The organism is Celeribacter litoreus (genome assembly GCF_020165855.1).
GTDB classification, from domain to species: domain Bacteria; phylum Pseudomonadota; class Alphaproteobacteria; order Rhodobacterales; family Rhodobacteraceae; genus Celeribacter; species Celeribacter litoreus.
On record NZ_JAIUFY010000005.1, the window covers coordinates 206,913 to 223,012 of the forward strand.

General features: G+C 57.8%; 16 protein-coding genes, 1 tRNA gene and 1 pseudogene. 7 read left to right on the forward strand and 11 right to left on the reverse strand.

Features of this window, described 5'->3' with window-relative positions; all coding sequences use genetic code 11:
• Complete coding sequence (locus tag LA304_RS03025) at positions 1–789, forward strand: amino acid ABC transporter ATP-binding protein (protein ID WP_318010675.1); 789 nt, start codon at positions 1–3, stop codon at positions 787–789.
• Between the two features lie 48 nt (positions 790–837).
• Here the strand turns inward: LA304_RS03025 and LA304_RS03030 are convergent, their stop codons facing one another.
• From LA304_RS03030 to rpmH, 10 genes and pseudogenes are all read right to left on the reverse strand, one after another.
• Complete coding sequence (locus tag LA304_RS03030; protein WP_224501645.1) at positions 838–1,386, reverse strand: SixA phosphatase family protein; 549 nt, start codon at positions 1,384–1,386, stop codon at positions 838–840.
• A 55-nt stretch (positions 1,387–1,441) separates the two neighbouring features.
• Positions 1,442–2,332 carry an acetylglutamate kinase gene (argB, locus tag LA304_RS03035; protein ID WP_224501646.1) on the reverse strand — a complete coding sequence of 297 codons (891 nt, stop codon included), beginning with the start codon at positions 2,330–2,332 and terminating at the stop codon, positions 1,442–1,444.
• A gap of 63 nt (positions 2,333–2,395) precedes the next feature.
• On the reverse strand, positions 2,396–3,043 hold the full coding sequence (yihA, locus tag LA304_RS03040; RefSeq protein WP_224501647.1) for a ribosome biogenesis GTP-binding protein YihA/YsxC: 648 nt from the start codon (positions 3,041–3,043) through the stop codon (positions 2,396–2,398).
• A 16-nt stretch (positions 3,044–3,059) separates the two neighbouring features.
• Complete coding sequence (gene yidC / locus LA304_RS03045; protein WP_224501648.1) at positions 3,060–4,859, reverse strand: membrane protein insertase YidC; 1,800 nt, start codon at positions 4,857–4,859, stop codon at positions 3,060–3,062.
• Positions 4,860–4,965: 106 nt separating this feature from the next.
• The gene (locus tag LA304_RS03050) at positions 4,966–5,799 is read right to left on the reverse strand and encodes an EAL domain-containing protein (RefSeq protein WP_224502470.1); all 834 of its coding nucleotides are present in this window, start codon (positions 5,797–5,799) and stop codon (positions 4,966–4,968) included.
• Between the two features lie 54 nt (positions 5,800–5,853).
• Positions 5,854–6,504, reverse strand: a pseudogene (locus tag LA304_RS03055) (diguanylate cyclase domain-containing protein); the annotation flags it as partial.
• A gap of 71 nt (positions 6,505–6,575) precedes the next feature.
• A complete protein-coding gene (gene ttcA / locus LA304_RS03060; RefSeq protein ID WP_224501649.1) occupies positions 6,576–7,457 on the reverse strand; it encodes a tRNA 2-thiocytidine(32) synthetase TtcA in 882 nt (293 codons plus the stop codon).
• Positions 7,450–7,707 carry a membrane protein insertion efficiency factor YidD gene (gene yidD, locus LA304_RS03065; RefSeq protein ID WP_224501650.1) on the reverse strand — a complete coding sequence of 86 codons (258 nt, stop codon included), beginning with the start codon at positions 7,705–7,707 and terminating at the stop codon, positions 7,450–7,452. The genes ttcA and yidD overlap by 8 nt, the downstream gene beginning before the upstream one ends.
• Positions 7,704–8,153: a ribonuclease P protein component gene (gene rnpA / locus LA304_RS03070; protein WP_224501651.1), complete on the reverse strand. Its 450-nt coding sequence runs from the start codon at positions 8,151–8,153 to the stop codon at positions 7,704–7,706. The genes yidD and rnpA overlap by 4 nt, the downstream gene beginning before the upstream one ends.
• Before the next feature lie 38 nt (positions 8,154–8,191).
• Complete coding sequence (gene rpmH / locus LA304_RS03075; RefSeq protein WP_043868490.1) at positions 8,192–8,326, reverse strand: 50S ribosomal protein L34; 135 nt, start codon at positions 8,324–8,326, stop codon at positions 8,192–8,194.
• Positions 8,327–8,615: 289 nt separating this feature from the next.
• Here rpmH and LA304_RS03080 point away from each other — a divergent pair, with 289 nt between their 5' ends.
• From LA304_RS03080 to LA304_RS03095, 4 genes are all read left to right on the forward strand, one after another.
• The gene (locus tag LA304_RS03080; protein ID WP_224501652.1) at positions 8,616–9,329 is read left to right on the forward strand and encodes a TVP38/TMEM64 family protein; all 714 of its coding nucleotides are present in this window, start codon (positions 8,616–8,618) and stop codon (positions 9,327–9,329) included.
• Positions 9,330–9,342: 13 nt separating this feature from the next.
• On the forward strand, positions 9,343–10,716 hold the full coding sequence (locus tag LA304_RS03085) for a dihydrolipoyl dehydrogenase family protein (RefSeq protein WP_224501653.1): 1,374 nt from the start codon (positions 9,343–9,345) through the stop codon (positions 10,714–10,716).
• Between the two features lie 61 nt (positions 10,717–10,777).
• Positions 10,778–12,184: a sensor histidine kinase gene (locus tag LA304_RS03090; RefSeq protein ID WP_224501654.1), complete on the forward strand. Its 1,407-nt coding sequence runs from the start codon at positions 10,778–10,780 to the stop codon at positions 12,182–12,184.
• Positions 12,185–12,270: 86 nt separating this feature from the next.
• Positions 12,271–12,347, forward strand: a tRNA-Arg gene (locus tag LA304_RS03095).
• A gap of 115 nt (positions 12,348–12,462) precedes the next feature.
• On the opposite strand, the gene LA304_RS03100 is transcribed toward LA304_RS03095, so the two are convergent.
• Positions 12,463–13,224: an IclR family transcriptional regulator gene (locus LA304_RS03100; protein ID WP_224501655.1), complete on the reverse strand. Its 762-nt coding sequence runs from the start codon at positions 13,222–13,224 to the stop codon at positions 12,463–12,465.
• A gap of 124 nt (positions 13,225–13,348) precedes the next feature.
• Between LA304_RS03100 and LA304_RS03105 the strand changes: the two genes are divergently transcribed.
• The gene (locus LA304_RS03105) at positions 13,349–14,806 is read left to right on the forward strand and encodes an NAD-dependent succinate-semialdehyde dehydrogenase (RefSeq protein ID WP_224501656.1); all 1,458 of its coding nucleotides are present in this window, start codon (positions 13,349–13,351) and stop codon (positions 14,804–14,806) included.
• Positions 14,807–14,876: 70 nt separating this feature from the next.
• Positions 14,877–16,043, forward strand: coding sequence for an iron-containing alcohol dehydrogenase (locus LA304_RS03110; RefSeq protein ID WP_224501657.1), 1,167 nt, complete (start codon positions 14,877–14,879; stop codon positions 16,041–16,043).
• Positions 16,044–16,100: the final 57 nt, after the last annotated feature.

The following is a 16,100-nucleotide window of genomic DNA, read 5'->3' on the forward strand; positions in this document are numbered from 1 at the left end:
ATGTCTCAAGCTGTCGAACGTGCAATCGATCGTTCCAACATGACCGTCTCCGATGAGGTGGCCATTCAGATCACGAACATGAACAAATGGTACGGAGAGTTTCACGTTCTCCGTGACATCAACCTGACCGTGAACCGTGGCGAGCGGATCGTGATTGCGGGGCCGTCCGGCTCCGGTAAATCGACCATGATCCGCTGCATCAACCGTCTCGAAGAGCACCAGCAGGGCAAGATCATCGTCGATGGGACCGAACTGACGTCGGATCTGAAAAACATCGACAAGATCCGCTCCGAAGTTGGCATGTGCTTCCAGCACTTCAACCTCTTCCCGCACCTTACCATTCTGGAGAACTGCACCCTCGCGCCGATGTGGGTTCGTAAGACCCCGAAAAAAGAGGCCGAGGAAATTGCGATGCACTTCCTCGAGAAGGTGAAGATCCCGGATCAGGCGCATAAGTATCCGGGCATGCTCTCTGGTGGTCAGCAGCAGCGTGTGGCAATCGCCCGCTCGCTTTGCATGAAGCCGCGCATCATGCTCTTCGACGAACCGACCTCGGCACTCGACCCAGAGATGATCAAAGAGGTGCTCGACACCATGATCGAGCTCGCGGAAGAGGGAATGACGATGCTCTGCGTGACGCACGAGATGGGCTTTGCCCGTCAGGTTGCGAACCGCGTGATCTTTATGGACCAAGGTCAGATCGTCGAGCAGAACGAGCCGGAAGAATTCTTCAACAACCCGAAGTCGGAACGGACGAAGCTCTTCCTGAGCCAGATCCTCGGCCATTAAGCCGACGGAAACCGAAATCAGAAGGGGCGCCCAGTTGGGCGCCCTTTTTCATTTGGTCGGTTCTGGATGATGCCGAAAGACGACCGATCCCGCCGCTTCGATCTCGCGCGGGACGGCAAAGTCGATCACCGGGTTCTCGCCATATTTCGCCTCGGACCAATCTGTGCTCCCGAGATTGAAGACCGTTGTGGCGCATGTCGGATAATGATCGAATTTTGGCCTTGCATGGCCTCTGGCGGCAAATCGGGACGCAAATTCGGCGATCCCTGGATTGTGGCCAACCACCAAAACCGTTTGGCCGGTCGCGCGCTGAAGGGTGCGAAGGATGGCGAGATCTGAGGCGAGGTATAGCTCGTCCAAAATCCGTGCTTCCGGCTTTTTCCGGAGGCCCACCTGAACGCGCTCAAACGTTTCTCGGGTACGTGCCGCGGCGGAGACCAGCGCCTGATCCGGAACATATCCGTTCTGCTCCAGCCAATGCCCCATCATCAGAGCATTCCGATGACCGCGCTCGTTCAGAGGCCGGTCAATATCGTCCTGCAATGGATCATCCCAGCTGGATTTGGCGTGGCGCATGAGAATGAGGCGGAGTGTCATAGCGTGATGCTAATGCCGCGTGCCATCCTGTTTCAAGCGCCAACTACAGGTCAGCTTAGCCTTTCGAGGGGCGAATGCGCGGCTGCGTGTCGCGGATCAGAGAGCCTGCACCGTGCTCTGTGTAGAGTTCCAGCAAACATGCATTCGGCGCGCGACCGTCAAGGATCACAACGGCCCGAACGCCGTCTTTGAGGGCGTCGAGGGCTGTTTGCGTCTTCGGGATCATTCCGCCCGCAATCACGCCTTCCTCGGTCAAATCTTTGATCTGCTGCGAGTTCAGCGAGGTGAGCACCGCGCCGTCCGCGCCTTTAACGCCAGAGACATCCGTCAGAAGCAAAAGGCGATCGGCATGAAGTGCACCCGCGATGGCACCCGCGGCGGTATCGCCGTTCACGTTGAAGGTCTCGCCATTGCGACCGGCGCCGACCGGCGCGATCACGGGAATGAGGTTCTCGTCGCCGAGTTCGCGAATGATGCCGGGGTTCATGGAGACAGGCGTGCCGACGAAGCCCAGATCAGGGTTCGTTTGCTCACAGACCATCAGGTTCGCGTCCTTGCCGGAAATCCCGACCGCGCGGCCGCCCTGACCATTGATCGCTTGCACGATGCGCTTGTTTACGAGGCCGGAGAGCACCATCTCAACGACTTCAACGGTTGCTTTGTCGGTGACGCGTTTGCCGTTCACGAAGGTGCTTTCGATCCCAAGTTGGTCGAGCATCTTGTTGATCATCGGGCCGCCGCCATGAACGATGACCGGTTTGACACCAACCTGCTGCATGAGCACGACGTCGCGCGCGAAGCTGTCCATCGCTTCGTCCGATCCCATGGCATGACCGCCCAGTTTGATCACGACCGTCGCGCCTTCGTATCGCTGCAGGTATGGCAGCGCCTCGGAAAGAGTGCGGGCAGTTGCGATCCAGTCTCTGTTCATGTCTTGCTTCTTCATGTCTATCGGATTCCAGATGGGTTTGGCTCTCAATACCGCGTTCGACGGCGTAGGCCAAGCGCCTCAGACGAGCGTTGCGATCACGGCGCGCAAAACGTCAATGCCCCAGCCTTTTTCCGAGGACGTCACAATCATCTCGGGGTAGGCGGCGGGGTGTTTTGAGACCTTGCTCCTCACCTGTGCGATCACCTTTTCACGTTCGTTTTCTTTGACCTTGTCAGCCTTCGTCATCACGATCTGAAAGGTCACGGCAGACTTGTCGAGGAGTGTCATGATCTCTTCATCAACGTCCTTAATGCCGTGTCGGCTATCGATCAGGACGAAAGCGCGGCGCAGGGTCGCGCGACCAGACAGATAGGCCTTAAGAAGGCGCTGCCACTTTTCAACGGTTTTGACAGGCGCTTTTGCAAAGCCGTAGCCTGGCAAATCGACGACATAATGGCTGTCTGCACAGGTGAAGAAGTTGATCTCTTGCGTCCGGCCGGGGGTGTTGGAGGCCCGCGCGAGTGCCTTGCGACCCGTCAATGCATTGATCAGGGTCGATTTGCCAACGTTCGAGCGCCCTGCGAAGCAGATCTCCAGTCGGTCGTCTGGTGGCATGCCGTCCATTGCGACGACGCCTTTGAGAAAGTCAGTCTCGCCTGCAAACAGCAAGCGGCCCTTCTCGAGGGCCGCTTCATCTGGTTCAGCGATGGGGAATTGTAATTCCATTCGCGTTTCCGCCTGGTCAGGCGTCCTTCTTTTTCAACCGCAGAGAGCGGAGGATGTTGCCGAAGACATCGGGTTTGTGTCCGTGGCTCCGCATGATCAGATACTGCTGCGTAAATGTGATCGTGTTGTTCGCAATCCAGTAGAGCACAAGGCCGGATGCAAAGTTGCCGAGCATGAACATGAACACCCACGGCATCCATGCCATGATCATGGCCTGAGACGGATCGGTTGGAGCCGGGTTCAGTTTTTGCTGCAGCCACATCGAAATCCCGAGCAGGATCGGCAGGACGCCAAGGCTGATGATCGCGAGGAAGGAGGTGGCGTCCGGTGCTGCAAACGGCAGCAGGCCGAACAGGTTGAGGATCGAGCTCGGATCAGGTGCGGACAAGTCGCGAATCCAACCGATCCACGGTGCGTGACGCAGTTCGATGGTCACAAAGATCACTTTGTAGAGCGAGAAGAACACCGGGATCTGCAGAAGAAGCGGCAAACAACCGGAGGCCGGGTTCACCTTGTTCTTTTTGTAGAGTTCCATCATGCCGCGCTGAAGCTTTTCGCGGTCATCACCAGCAGCTTCTTTGAGCTTCTCCATTTCCGGCTGCAGCTCTTTCATCCGCGCCATGGAGACGTAGGATTTGTAGGCGAGCGGGAACATGATGCCTTTGATGATCAGCGTCAGCACGATGATCGACCAGCCCATGTTGCCAATCAGGCCATTCAGAGCATGCAGAATGCGGAAAATCGGCTTCGTGAAGTACCAGAACCAACCCCAGTCAATCGAGTCGACGAAGCGGTAGACGCCGTTGTCTTCCTCGTAGTGCTTGATGGTTTCCCATTCTTTTGCACCGGCAAAGAGGTAAGACGTCGTTTCCGTTGACGAGCCCGGAGCAACCTCGACGGTCGGCATGCGGGTTTCGACTTGGTAAATGTCCGAATTGCCGACGTATTTTGCAACAGAGGTAAAGCTTTGACCCGGAGCTGGGACGAGCGTAGTCATCCAGTTCTTGTCGGTGAAACCGGTCCAGCCGTTTTCTTCGACCTGAATGATGGACGCGCGGCCCGCTTCGCGATCGCTGAAGTCGAAGTCAGCAATATCTTTGTATTTCTCTTCGTTCAATTCCTTGTCGGAAAGGCGCACCAGACCTTCATGGAGAACGAAGTACTTCGACACTTCAGGCGTGCCGTGACGTGCAACCACGCCGTAGGCAAAGAGACGCGCCGTGTCTGCCGAAGTGTTGTTCACGGATTGCGTGATCGTAAAGAGGTAATCCGCGTCGATCGAAATCTCGCGCTCGAATACAAGGCCCTTGCCATTGTCCCATGTCAGTGTGACCGGGCTATCGACCGTAAGGCGCGCGCCTGCAGGAGCGGTCCAAAGCGTGTTTGCGCCGGGCACATCCTCAATGTTCAGAGCGCCGCCCGGAGCCCAGCCATAGGTCGCGTAGTAGGGCGCATCTGTGCCAACCGGTGAGAGCAGGGTAACGATTTCGTCGCCGTCGAGCTCGACTTTGTAGTCTTTGAGCGAGAGGTCGTCGATGCGGCCGCCAGTAAGAGAGATGGAGCCGATAACGCGCGGCGTGTCGATCTCAATGCGTGGCGCGTCTTCGACCTGCTCAGCCGTTTCGCCAGTCGCGCCGAAGGTCGCCGTGTCTGACGGTGGCGTCACTGCGACGCTGCCGCCAGTTGCCGATTCCGTCACAACGACTGCATTAGGGTCCGTTACCGGCTCTGGTGCCGGAAAGAAATAGGTCCACGCAAGCAACACGATGCCGCTCAGCACTACCGCAAGAATCAGGTTCTTGTTTTGATCGTCCATGGAGGCCGCCCGATTTAGGATAAACTTTGTCTCGGTGGTTCAACCGTCCAGAGGGGCTGAGGTCAAGCAGTTTTGGCGGATTTCACCGTAAAATGCGGGAAAAGGCTCAACCTGCGCGCTTTCCGATCTGTGGTGTCTGCGCTTGTTTGCGCCGGTGCGTCTCCATCCAGTCTATGCATTTGTGGCTCGGCAACGGACGCGAGATGGAGAAACCTTGAACGTGATTGCATCCGAGTTGTGCGAGCATGGCGTGCTCTCCAATGCTCTCAATACCCTCGGCAAGCGTTTCGACGTTAAGATGCTCCGCCATCGTCAGAATTGCTGCGAGCATGTTTTGTTGTTCGCGATCGAGATCACATCGCGACACAAATGATCGGTCGATCTTGATCCGGTTGACGCTGAACCGTCGAATGCTCGCAAGCGATGCGTGACCTGTTCCGAAATCATCCAAATCAATTCGGCAACCGAGATCATGTAAGGCGCTGATGTTGCGACTAATTGTGTGGTTGTCGGAGGACGTAAGGACGTTTTCGAGAATTTCGACAGCGAGGCGTCCCGGCTCGATTTCAAACCGGTCGAGTTCCCATTTCACTTTGTCGACGATCTTGGGGTTTGCCAAATCAGAGGCGGAAAAGTTCACGGCAACCGTTGGAACGTGAAAGCCGGCCTTTGTCCATTGCTGCAGCGCACGAAGCGACTGATAGAGAATGACCTCGTTAAACCGGTCGGTCAGGCCGTGCTCCCAAATGAGAGAGACAAAGGCATCCGCCGAAATGAGGCCATTATCCGGATGCTCCCAGCGTGCGAGCGCCTCCATGCCGGACACGCGTCCTGTATCAGTGCAAAGCTGCGGCTGGAACCAGGGAACGATCTGGCCGTTTTCGAGTGCGGCTTCCAGTTCTATGGCAAGGTCGGTTTCCTGTGAAAGCCGATGAGGCATAGCGGGACTGTAGGCTCTGATTGCGCCCGGCCCGTTGACTAGGGCTTCTCCCAAAGCGCATTCGAGGGCTCCCAGAAGTGCTTTTCCCGTTCGCGTGCCGAGATGCGATGGTTGGCAAAAGCCAATGGAGCACGTTGCGTAAATTTTTGTTCCGGAAACAAAAAAAGGTTCCGATAGGGCGGCCTGAAGACGTGCGGCGATTTGGATCGACTTTTCGAGATCGGTCAGTCGTTTGGTGGTGAGAATGACCGCAAACCGAGCGACGTCCAGGCAAGCGACAAAGTCGTCCTCTCTCAGGGCCGACTGCAGTCGTGCGCTGAAATTTAGCAAAAGTTGCTGCGTCGCCGCCGCGCTAAACTGTGTCGCAAGCGCGTGAAACTCGTCGACTTCGACTGCAAGGCAGATCGTTTTTTGGTCGAAGTCTGCCCCCTCCACGAAGAGAGCATCAAGGTGTTCGAGTGCCTCAGTGCGCTTTGGCAATCCGGTGAGCGGCTCGGGCAAATGCGAGGGGCGAGGGAGTGCCTTTGCGTTCAACGAAAGGAAAGCCTGGTGCGCTAATGGAAATCCAATGGTGAAAGCGATGAGCGCGAGCTCGCCGCCAAGCAAAAATGCCACGAGGCCAGCCAAAGGGATGAGTGCAATACCAATGCTCTGCGTTTGCTCTCTACGCGCTGCCCAAAGCGTTCCCAAAGCATTCTTGGCCACGGTTTCCTCCGACGTCAAAGGTCCAGAGGACCGTTTGCGTCGGACTTTGGGGCATAAATGTAGCCGCGCAGTTAACGCAGCTTCGGAATTTCCGTTGAATTGTCGCTATCAGAGGCCTCCAGCGGCGCTCCGGACAGTGCGAGACCGAGAAAATCGTGGAGTTTCGGGTCGAGCATGTGGGACGGGCGGATGTTGGTGAGCGCCTTGAACATCACCTGACGGCGACCGGGGCTATTCTTCTCCCAGCCGTCGAGGATCTGTTTGACCTGCTGGCGTTGCAACCCGTCCTGAGAACCACAGAGATCGCAGGGAATGATGGGATAGTTCATCGCCCGCGCGAATTTCTCGCAATCCTCCTCGGCGACATGCGCGAGGGGGCGGTAGACAAAAAGATCGCCTTCCTCATTCACAAGTTTCGGCGGCATCGTCGCGAGGCGTCCGCCGTGGAAGAGGTTCATAAAAAACGTCTCGAGGATGTCATCGCGATGGTGGCCGAGAACGACGGCTGTGCAGCCTTCCTCACGGGCAATCCGGTAGAGGTTCCCGCGACGCAGGCGAGAACACAGCGCGCAGAAGGTCCGACCTTGCGGGACTTTGTCCATGACGATGGAATAAGTGTCCTGATACTCGATCCGGTGGGGCACTTGCATCTTTTCGAGAAACTCGGGGAGCACCGTGGCGGGAAAGCCCGGCTGGCCCTGATCGAGATTGCAGGCGACCAGTTCGACCGGCAACATGCCGCGCCATTTCAACTCATAGAGCGCAGCCAGCATCGTATAGCTGTCCTTGCCGCCGGAGAGACACACAAGCCACTTCGCGCCGCGTTCGACCATGCCGTATTGCTCGATGGCCTCACGAACATTGCGGATGATCCGCTTGCGCAGCTTTTTGAACTCCGTGGTGGAGGGCGCGCCGTGGAACAGCGGATGGATATCGTCGAGATCGTCAAGCATCAGGTGTGTCCTCGGAAGATTTGTCTTTCACGTCGGGAACCGGATCATACCCCATGCCACCGAGCGGGTGACATCGTCCGATCCGCCGAATGGTCAGCCAGGTCCCTTTGACCCCACCGTGTTTTTCCAGCGCCTCTAATGCATACGCAGAGCAGGTCGGCTGATAGCGACAATTGTGCCCAACGAAGGGCGAAAAAATGCGGCGGTAGGCGCGGACGGGCAGGGAGGCGATGCACGCGAGGGGGGTCATGCGCGCGGTCCCCGATTTTCGCCATGCACTTTTCTCAATGCGTAACGGAGGTCCTTGAGGAGAAGGTCAAAGGGGCGTCCGCTCGTATCGGTTTTTTTGCCGATGAGCACATAGTCCCATCCGTCTTTTCCGAGATCCGGAATGACAAGGCGCGCAGCTTCGCGAAGGCGGCGCTTCGCATGGTTGCGTGCGACGGCGTTGCCGACCTTTTTGGAGCAGGTGTATCCGACCCTAATGCCGGTCGCGTCTTCCGTCTCGGCCCGTTTCCGACCCTGTAGGAGAAAGCTGCCCGTTCCCTGACGTCGTGCGCGGGCGGCTCTGAGAAAGTCGGCGCGTTTGGCGAGGGTCTCAATCGTCATCTTTTCATCCGCGCATGACAAAACCGCCGACTGCGACCCTTCGGCGTCGGCGTGTGCCTTGTCCTCGGGTGCGTCCGGCGGTGTCATCAGCTTTATGCCTTTTCAGGCAATCCCTGAGGCGTAAATTACGCGGAGAGGGATTTGCGGCCGCGGGCGCGGCGAGCGTTCAGAACCTTGCGGCCCGCTTTGGTTGCCATACGTGCACGGAAGCCGTGACGACGCTTGCGGACGAGGTTGCTCGGTTGATAGGTGCGTTTCATCGCGCTATCTCCATCGGTTGCGTTGGGGCCCAAATCCCCACACCGTCTGGCACGACAAAGGGATTCGAAGGCGAGTAATCGTTCGAAGCCCTGCCAATAGGAGGCTCTTGGCGTCTTGTCAATTCTCTGCGGGCGGTTTGTTGAAACAAATTCCGCCTCTTTGCCGGATTATCCTGACATTCCATCACTCGGACGTGAGATGCCTGTAATGCGCTGGCGCGGTGCGAACCGATGGCGCATCTTTGCAATGAATATCAAGGACGACAACCCGTAAGACAGGACATCCCCCGTGGCGCGCGCGCGATCTAAACAGCATCTCTGGTTGCCGCTTGCGCTCTTCGCGGTCGGTCTGGCGCTGGCCGTGGCGCTCCGTGATCACCTGAGCTTTGATGCGCTGGCCGAAAATCGCGCGATGCTCATCGACTATACAGATTCGCATCGTGTGCTTTCGGTGCTTGTTTTTGTTCTCTGCTATACGGTGATCGTTTCTCTGTCGTTGCCGGGGGCGACTGTGGCGACGCTGACAGGGGGCTTTCTTTTTGGCGTCTTGCCCGGTGTGCTCTATAACATCTTCGCTGCGACGCTTGGGGCGTCACTGCTGTTTCTGGCGGCGCGATGGGGGCTCGGGGAGTGGCTGTCGTCAAAGATTGATGCCTCCGAGGGACGCGTGCATCGGATCAAGAAAGGGCTCGATGAAAACCAGTGGTCGATGCTGTTTCTGATCCGGCTCCTTCCTGTCGTTCCTTTTTTCGTTGCGAACCTGTTGCCTGCGTTGCTCGGGGTTCCACTGTTCCGGTTTGTTGTCTCGACGGCGCTGGGCATTGTGCCGGGCGCACTGATCTATACCTCCGTGGGCGCGGGGCTTGGCTCTGTGTTCGAAAACGGCGAGATGCCGGACCTGAGCGTGATCTTTGAGCCCCACATCCTTTTGCCGATTTTGGCCCTGTGTATTCTGGTGCTGATCCCTGTGGTTCGGAAAATGCGTCGGAAGGCATCGACATGAGGTGTGAGGTCGTATGAGAGAGATAAGTACGGATCTATGTGTGATCGGAGCTGGCTCCGGCGGGCTGTCTGTGGCAGCAGGGGCCGTTCAAATGGGGGCAAAGGTTGTTCTCATTGAAAAGGGTGAGATGGGCGGCGATTGCCTCAACTTTGGCTGTGTTCCCTCGAAGTCGCTGCTTCATGCCTCAGCCACAGGCCAGAGGTTTAAAGAAGGGATGGCCCATGTGCGATCCTCGATCGAAACAATTGCGCCGCACGATAGCCAAGAACGGTTCGAAGGGCTCGGCTGCACTGTGATCCGTGCCGAGGCTTGCTTTACTGGTCCTCGGAGTTTGATTGCGGGAAACGTCAGTGTCTCCGCTCGCCGATTTATCGTTGCGACGGGCTCTCGTCCTCGCATTCCGGATATCGATGGTCTCGGGGATGTGCCCTATCTCACCAATGAGACGATTTGGTCTCTGTCTGACCTGCCGGAACATCTGTTGATCATCGGCGGTGGACCAATCGGCATGGAAATGGCTCAGGCGTTCCGGCGGTTTGGCGGCGAGGTCACCGTCGTGACACCACATGCGATTCTCGGGCGGGAGGATGCCGAAGCGGTTGGTGTCGTGCGCGGGGCACTTGCTTCAGAGGGCATCCACTTGCGAGAGGGCGCACGGCCAGTTCGCGCGGCGTTGGACGGTGAAAACATCCAACTGACACTGGAGAGCGGCGAACGTATTTCCGGTTCTCACTTGCTGATCGCCACTGGGCGTAGCGCCAATGTCGAAGGGCTTGGCTTCGACGCCGCAGGAGTGGAGGTCGATCCGGATGGCATCGTGACGGGGCCAAACCTTCGAACGAGCAACCGCGCGATCTATGCGCTCGGAGATGTGCGTTCAGGACAGCGACGTTTCACCCATGTCGCGGGGGATCAGGCGGGCCTCATCGTGAGGCAGGTTCTGTTTGGTCTGCCCGCAAAGCTCAAGGAAGCGCATCTTCCCCACGCAACTTACACCGACCCGGAACTTGCGCAGGTCGGTCTGACCGAGGCCGCTGCCAAAGACCTCTATGGGGAAAAATTGGAAGTCTACCGTGTCGACTATTCCGGTAATGATCGCGCCATCGCCACGGTCCGCGCTGGTCACGGATTTCTGAAGTTGATGGTGCTCAAGGGGCGACCCGTGGGCGTCACCATCGTCGGCCCCGACGCAGGTGAACTCATCGCGCTTTGGTCCCTCGCCATATCCGCCAAACTGAAAATGAGTCAGATTGCCGGAATGGTCGCGCCTTATCCGACACTTGCAGAACTTAACAAACGGGCAGCCAGTGCCTATTTTACGCCTAGGTTGTTTGAAAATCGCAAGGTGAATTGGATCGTGCGTTTGATACAAAAGCTCGTACCATAGCGCGACAAAAGAGGTTTTCCGGTTGCCGAAATTTCTCAACACACTGACAGGGCGGTTCCTGATGCTCACAGTCATCTTCGTGATGGCTGCGGAGGTCATGATCTTTGTGCCGTCCGTGGCGCGGTTCCGTGAGGATTTTCTCCTGTCGCGATTGGAGCGGGCGCAGATCGCGTCTTTGGCGCTCTTGGCGAACGATAGCCTCGACATGGATCTCGAGGACGAGTTGCTCGCCAACGCGGGGGTCTACAACGTCGTCCTTCGACGGAACGAGATTCGTCAGCTGGTTCTCTCATCGCCGATTCCCGAACAGATTTACGCCACCTATGACCTGCGCGATGCCAGTGCGCTCGAACTGATCCGCGATGCGACGGTCACATTGTTCGATCCTGAAGAGCGTGTCATCCGCGTGATCGGCGATCCGGTTAAACAAGCTGGCCTACTGATCGAAGTAACATTGCCGACGGCCCCATTGCGCGCCGCAATGCTCGACTACGGCCTGCGTATTCTCATGCTGTCGGCGGTGATTTCGTTCTTTACTGCGTCCTTGCTCTTTATTGCCGTGCGGGCGCTGCTCGTCCGACCGATCAAGCGCGTCGTGAGTGCCATGACGTCTTATACCCTCGCGCCCGAGGATACGCGTCGGATCATTGAGCCCTCTGCAAAAGTGGCCGAGCTGCGAGAGGCGGAGGTCGCACTTAAGTCTATGGAGACGGAAATCACCTCGGCCTTGCGTCAGAAAGAGCGTCTTGCGCAGCTAGGTGGGGCTGTCGCTAAGGTGTCTCATGATCTCCGTAATATTTTGACCACGGCCCAGCTCTTTACGGACCGACTGGAGATGTCTCAGGATCCTGCGGTGACACGATCCGCTCCGAAACTCGTGAACTCCATTCAGCGGGCCGTAAACCTCTGTGAAACCACACTCGCATTTGGCAAGGCTGAAGAGCCTGCCCCCGCTCTGACAGGTGTGCGGCTCGCTGAACTCGTCGGTGAAGTCATAGACGCAGAGCGTCTTGCGATCGGGGACTTTGATCTCTCGTTTGCTGAGGATGTGCCCGCGACGATGGTCGTGCGTGCCGATCCGGAGCAGATGCATCGCGTGTTGTCCAATCTGGTGCGAAATGCGCGGCAGGCGATTATGGCGACTGGCGCGTGCGGTGAAATCGCTGTGGCCGCCCGCGAGGATGAAGACGAGTGGGTGGTCTCAGTGACTGATACGGGACCGGGCTTGCCGCCCAAGGCGCGGGAGTATTTGTTCCAGCCGTTCCAAGGTGGCGCACGCAAAGGTGGCTTCGGTTTGGGATTGGCAATCGCGGCGGAACTGGTGCGCGGACATGGTGGGCGTCTCGTCCTTGAGCAAACGGATGAGACCGGCACGGCCTTCGCGATTCATCTGCCGAAAGGGTTCTCTCTCGTTGAGGAGGGGCAGGGGAGTGCAGCAGAAAAAATGGTGGCAGCTCACCAGGTCTAATTTTTCGGCGAAATGAAGTTTTTTTCACTTTCCTGAAAAATCGCTCTTGCACCCCCCAGAGAGACTATGTATTCCCCGCCCTCAGTGGACCGATAGCTCAGCTGGATAGAGTACTTGACTACGAATCAAGGGGTCGGGGGTTCGAATCCTCCTCGGTCCGCCACTACCTCCCCTTAAGTCTAAGATGATGATCCAGCCGAGCAAAGCGCGGCTGACGAGCGCGCTTCTTTCTCTGTTATCCATTCAGAATTTGCTGGGGCGATAGGCCCCTCAAAACCCTATCCGGTGTAATGGCGCGCGAGCATGTTAGCGATTTCTCGGGTGATTTCGCCAAGCTCTTTTTGCTTGTCCGGGCGTGCCTCAGCGCTCGTCATCGAGATGGCGATGCCTGCGATAGGTGCGCCGTCGGGGCCGAGAACAGGCGCGCCAAGACACACCATTCCCTCACGAATTTCACCATCGTCTACAGCGTAGCCTTGCGCGCGCCATTTTTCGGCGTCTGCGTCGAAGGCTTTGAGATCGGACACGCTATTTTCTGTGAAGGGGGTATCCCAGCCGTTCGAAAGAATCGTGTGTCGCTCTTCAACGGGCACATGAGAAAGCATTGCTTTGCCTGTCGCAGAATATGCAGCGGGCAGGCGCATCCCGATCTGGAAGGTGAATCCAAGCGGTTTGTTGGAGTTTCGACACGCGAGATAAACGACCTGGTCCTCTTCGAGCGTCGAGAGGGTGACGGTGTAATTCGCCAGTCTGCAATCGGCGGCGAGAATCCGTTGGAATTCCGAGACGAGAGACGAGCGGTTCAGATACGCGCCGCTCCACCGCAAGCAATGCGCACTCAGGCTATAACCGCGTGATTCCGCGTGAAGGACGCCGGTCTCCACGAGGGTTTCGCAGATACCATAGACGGAGCTTTTAGGCGCGCCGATATCGCGCGCAAGTTCCGACACCCCGAGCGGCGTTGGGCTCGCGGCGAGGCGATCAAGGATCAACACGGTGCGTTCGGCTGCTGGTGCGCGCCGCTTGCTCGGTTCGGTCATGATTACTCCTTTGGCACACAATCCTACCTCAATTTTTGAACAATTGACATAGCGGTATACATCGGCATACGTTCCACATGGAAAACATCGTTCCATATTTGAAACAATTTTACAAGTTAAGAATATGAGGTCTCAATTGCCCGAGCTTAAAGATCCGACCCTCCTGAAAGACGCCTGCCTCGTGAATGGCGAGTGGATTCAGGCGGCTTCTGGTGAAACCATTGCCGTCACCAACCCGGCAAATGGCTCTGTCGTCGGAACCGTGCCGTTTATGTCGCCTGATGAAATCCCGGCAGTAATCGAGGCCTCTCAGATTGCTCAAGCTGAATGGGCGACGTGGGCTGCAAAAGAGCGCGCCGCCGTCCTGCGCAAGTGGTTCGAGCTTATGATCGAAAACACCGAAGACCTCGGTCTCATCATGACGCTGGAGCAGGGCAAGCCTCTCAAGGAAGCAAAAGGCGAGATCGCTTACGCGGCCTCTTTCGTCGAATGGTTCGCAGAAGAAGCCAAGCGCGTCTACGGCGACACGATCCCTGCGCCCGCCCGCAACCAACGCATCACCGTGCTGCGTCAGCCGATTGGTGTGACCGCAGCAATCACGCCGTGGAACTTTCCGGCCGCAATGATCACCCGCAAGGCCGCGCCTGCGCTGGCCGCCGGTTGTTCGATGATCGTACGTCCCGCAGACCTCACGCCTCTGACTGCCTTGGCGCTGGGCGAATTGGCCCAACGTGCTGGCATTCCGGCAGGCGTGTTCCAAGTCGTCACCGGTCCGGCGTCGAAAATCGGCAAGGTGATCACGGACAGCGACGTCGTTCGAAAGCTATCCTTTACCGGCTCGACCGAAGTCGGCCGCCTTCTTATGGCTCAGTGTGCCGATACCATCAAAAAAGTCTCTCTCGAACTCGGCGGCAACGCGCCGTTCATCGTATTCGATGACGCAGACCTCGATGCGGCGGTGGAGGGGGCCATGGCGTCCAAATACCGCAATGCGGGCCAAACCTGCGTCTGTGCAAACCGGATCCTCGTGCAGCGTGGCGTCTATGATGAGTTCGCGAAAAAGCTCGCGGAGAAAGTCAGTGCGCTCACCGTTGGGGACGGCACCGAGGACGGCACGGACATTGGCCCGATGATCGAGGCGAAAGCGCTCGATAAAGTCGAGAGCCATATCGCGGACGCTGTGTCCAAAGGCGCGACGCTCGTGCAAGGCGGCAAACGTCTCGGCGGTCTGTTCCTCGAACCTGCGATCCTGACGGGCGTCACGCCGGACATGGTCGTTGCGACCGAGGAGACCTTTGGACCTCTGGCCCCGCTTTTCCCGTTCGACACAGAAGAAGAAGCGATCGCTATGGCGAACGACACGATCTTCGGTCTGGCGGCATATTTCTACACTAAGGATCACGGCCGGATGGTGCGTGTCTCCGAGGGCCTCGAATACGGCATGGTCGGTCACAACACCGGCCTGATCTCCAACGAAGTGGCACCTTTCGGTGGCGTGAAGCAGTCCGGTCTGGGGCGCGAAGGCTCCAAATACGGCATCGAGGACTACCTCGAGCTCAAATACGTCTGCAGCGCTCTGTAATCCCTTCCCCATGCGCGGCCTGCCTCACACCGAGCGGGCCGCGCCCTTTATACTTTCAAGGACAAGATCAATGACTGATGGCATCAAACCATTCTCCTTCGACACGCCTGGCTCCATGCTCGTGGAATGGGGCGGCGCGAAACGGATGGGCGAGCTTTTGGAAAGCTGGTTTCCCGAACGCAACCTGCTGATCGTGACCGACAAGTTCCTGCATGAGAACGGCTTGCTTGCTCCTGCGATTGCGTCGCTCGAAGAACACGGGTTCTCCGTCACAGTGTTTGACGATGTTGTCGCCGATCCGCCCGAAGCAGTTCTAATGTCCTGTGTCGAACGCGCAAAGTCCGCTGGCGCAGATATCGTGATGGGCCTCGGGGGCGGGTCTTCTATGGATATCGCCAAACTCGTCGCCGTGATGCTCCTGTCGGAGCAGCCGCTCGCCGATCTCTATGGCATCGGTAACGTGAAGGGCAAACGCACTCCGCTGGTGCAGGTTCCGACGACTGCTGGCACAGGGTCCGAGGTGACGAACATCACCATTCTTACGACCGGCGAAACCACCAAGATGGGGATCGTTTCCCACCAGCTCTACGCCGACCGCGTTTTGTTGGATGCAGAACTGACCATTGGCCTGCCGCCGGTTCAGACGGCTGCGACGGGCATTGACGCTATGGTGCACGCGATTGAGGCCTTCACCAGCCAGCACAAGAAAAACCTGCTGTCTGACGTGTTCGCAAAAGAGGCCCTGCGTCTCATGGCCGCAAACCTCGTGAAAGCTTGCGAGGACGGCAAGGATCGCGCTGCGCGTGAAGCGATGCTCTTGGGGGCGAACCTCGCAGGGCAGGCGTTCTCCAATAGCCCTGTGGCTGCGGTGCATGCTCTCGCCTATCCGCTCGGGGGGCACTACCACCTGCCGCACGGTCTGACGAACGCGCTCATGCTCGGGCCGGTCCTGCGCTACAACATGCGTGAAGCCGCGCCGCTCTACGCGGAACTCGCTGAAGTGGTGATGGGCCCGTCTGACGAAGGCGTTCAGGCACGCTCCGCAAAATTCGTCGAATTCATGGAAGACCTGATGGATCGCTCCGGTGCTCCGCGTCGCCTGCGTGATTGCAAGGTGACCGAAGAGAGCCTGCCGACGCTCGCCAAGGATGCCATGCTGCAAACCCGACTTCTGATCAACAACCCGGTCGAAGTCACAGAAGAAGATGCGCTCGCACTCTATCGCGAAGCGTTCTGACCCTCATGTCAGGGGGCAAAACGCACCGCAGGTGAGCCCCCTGACACAAACTATAAA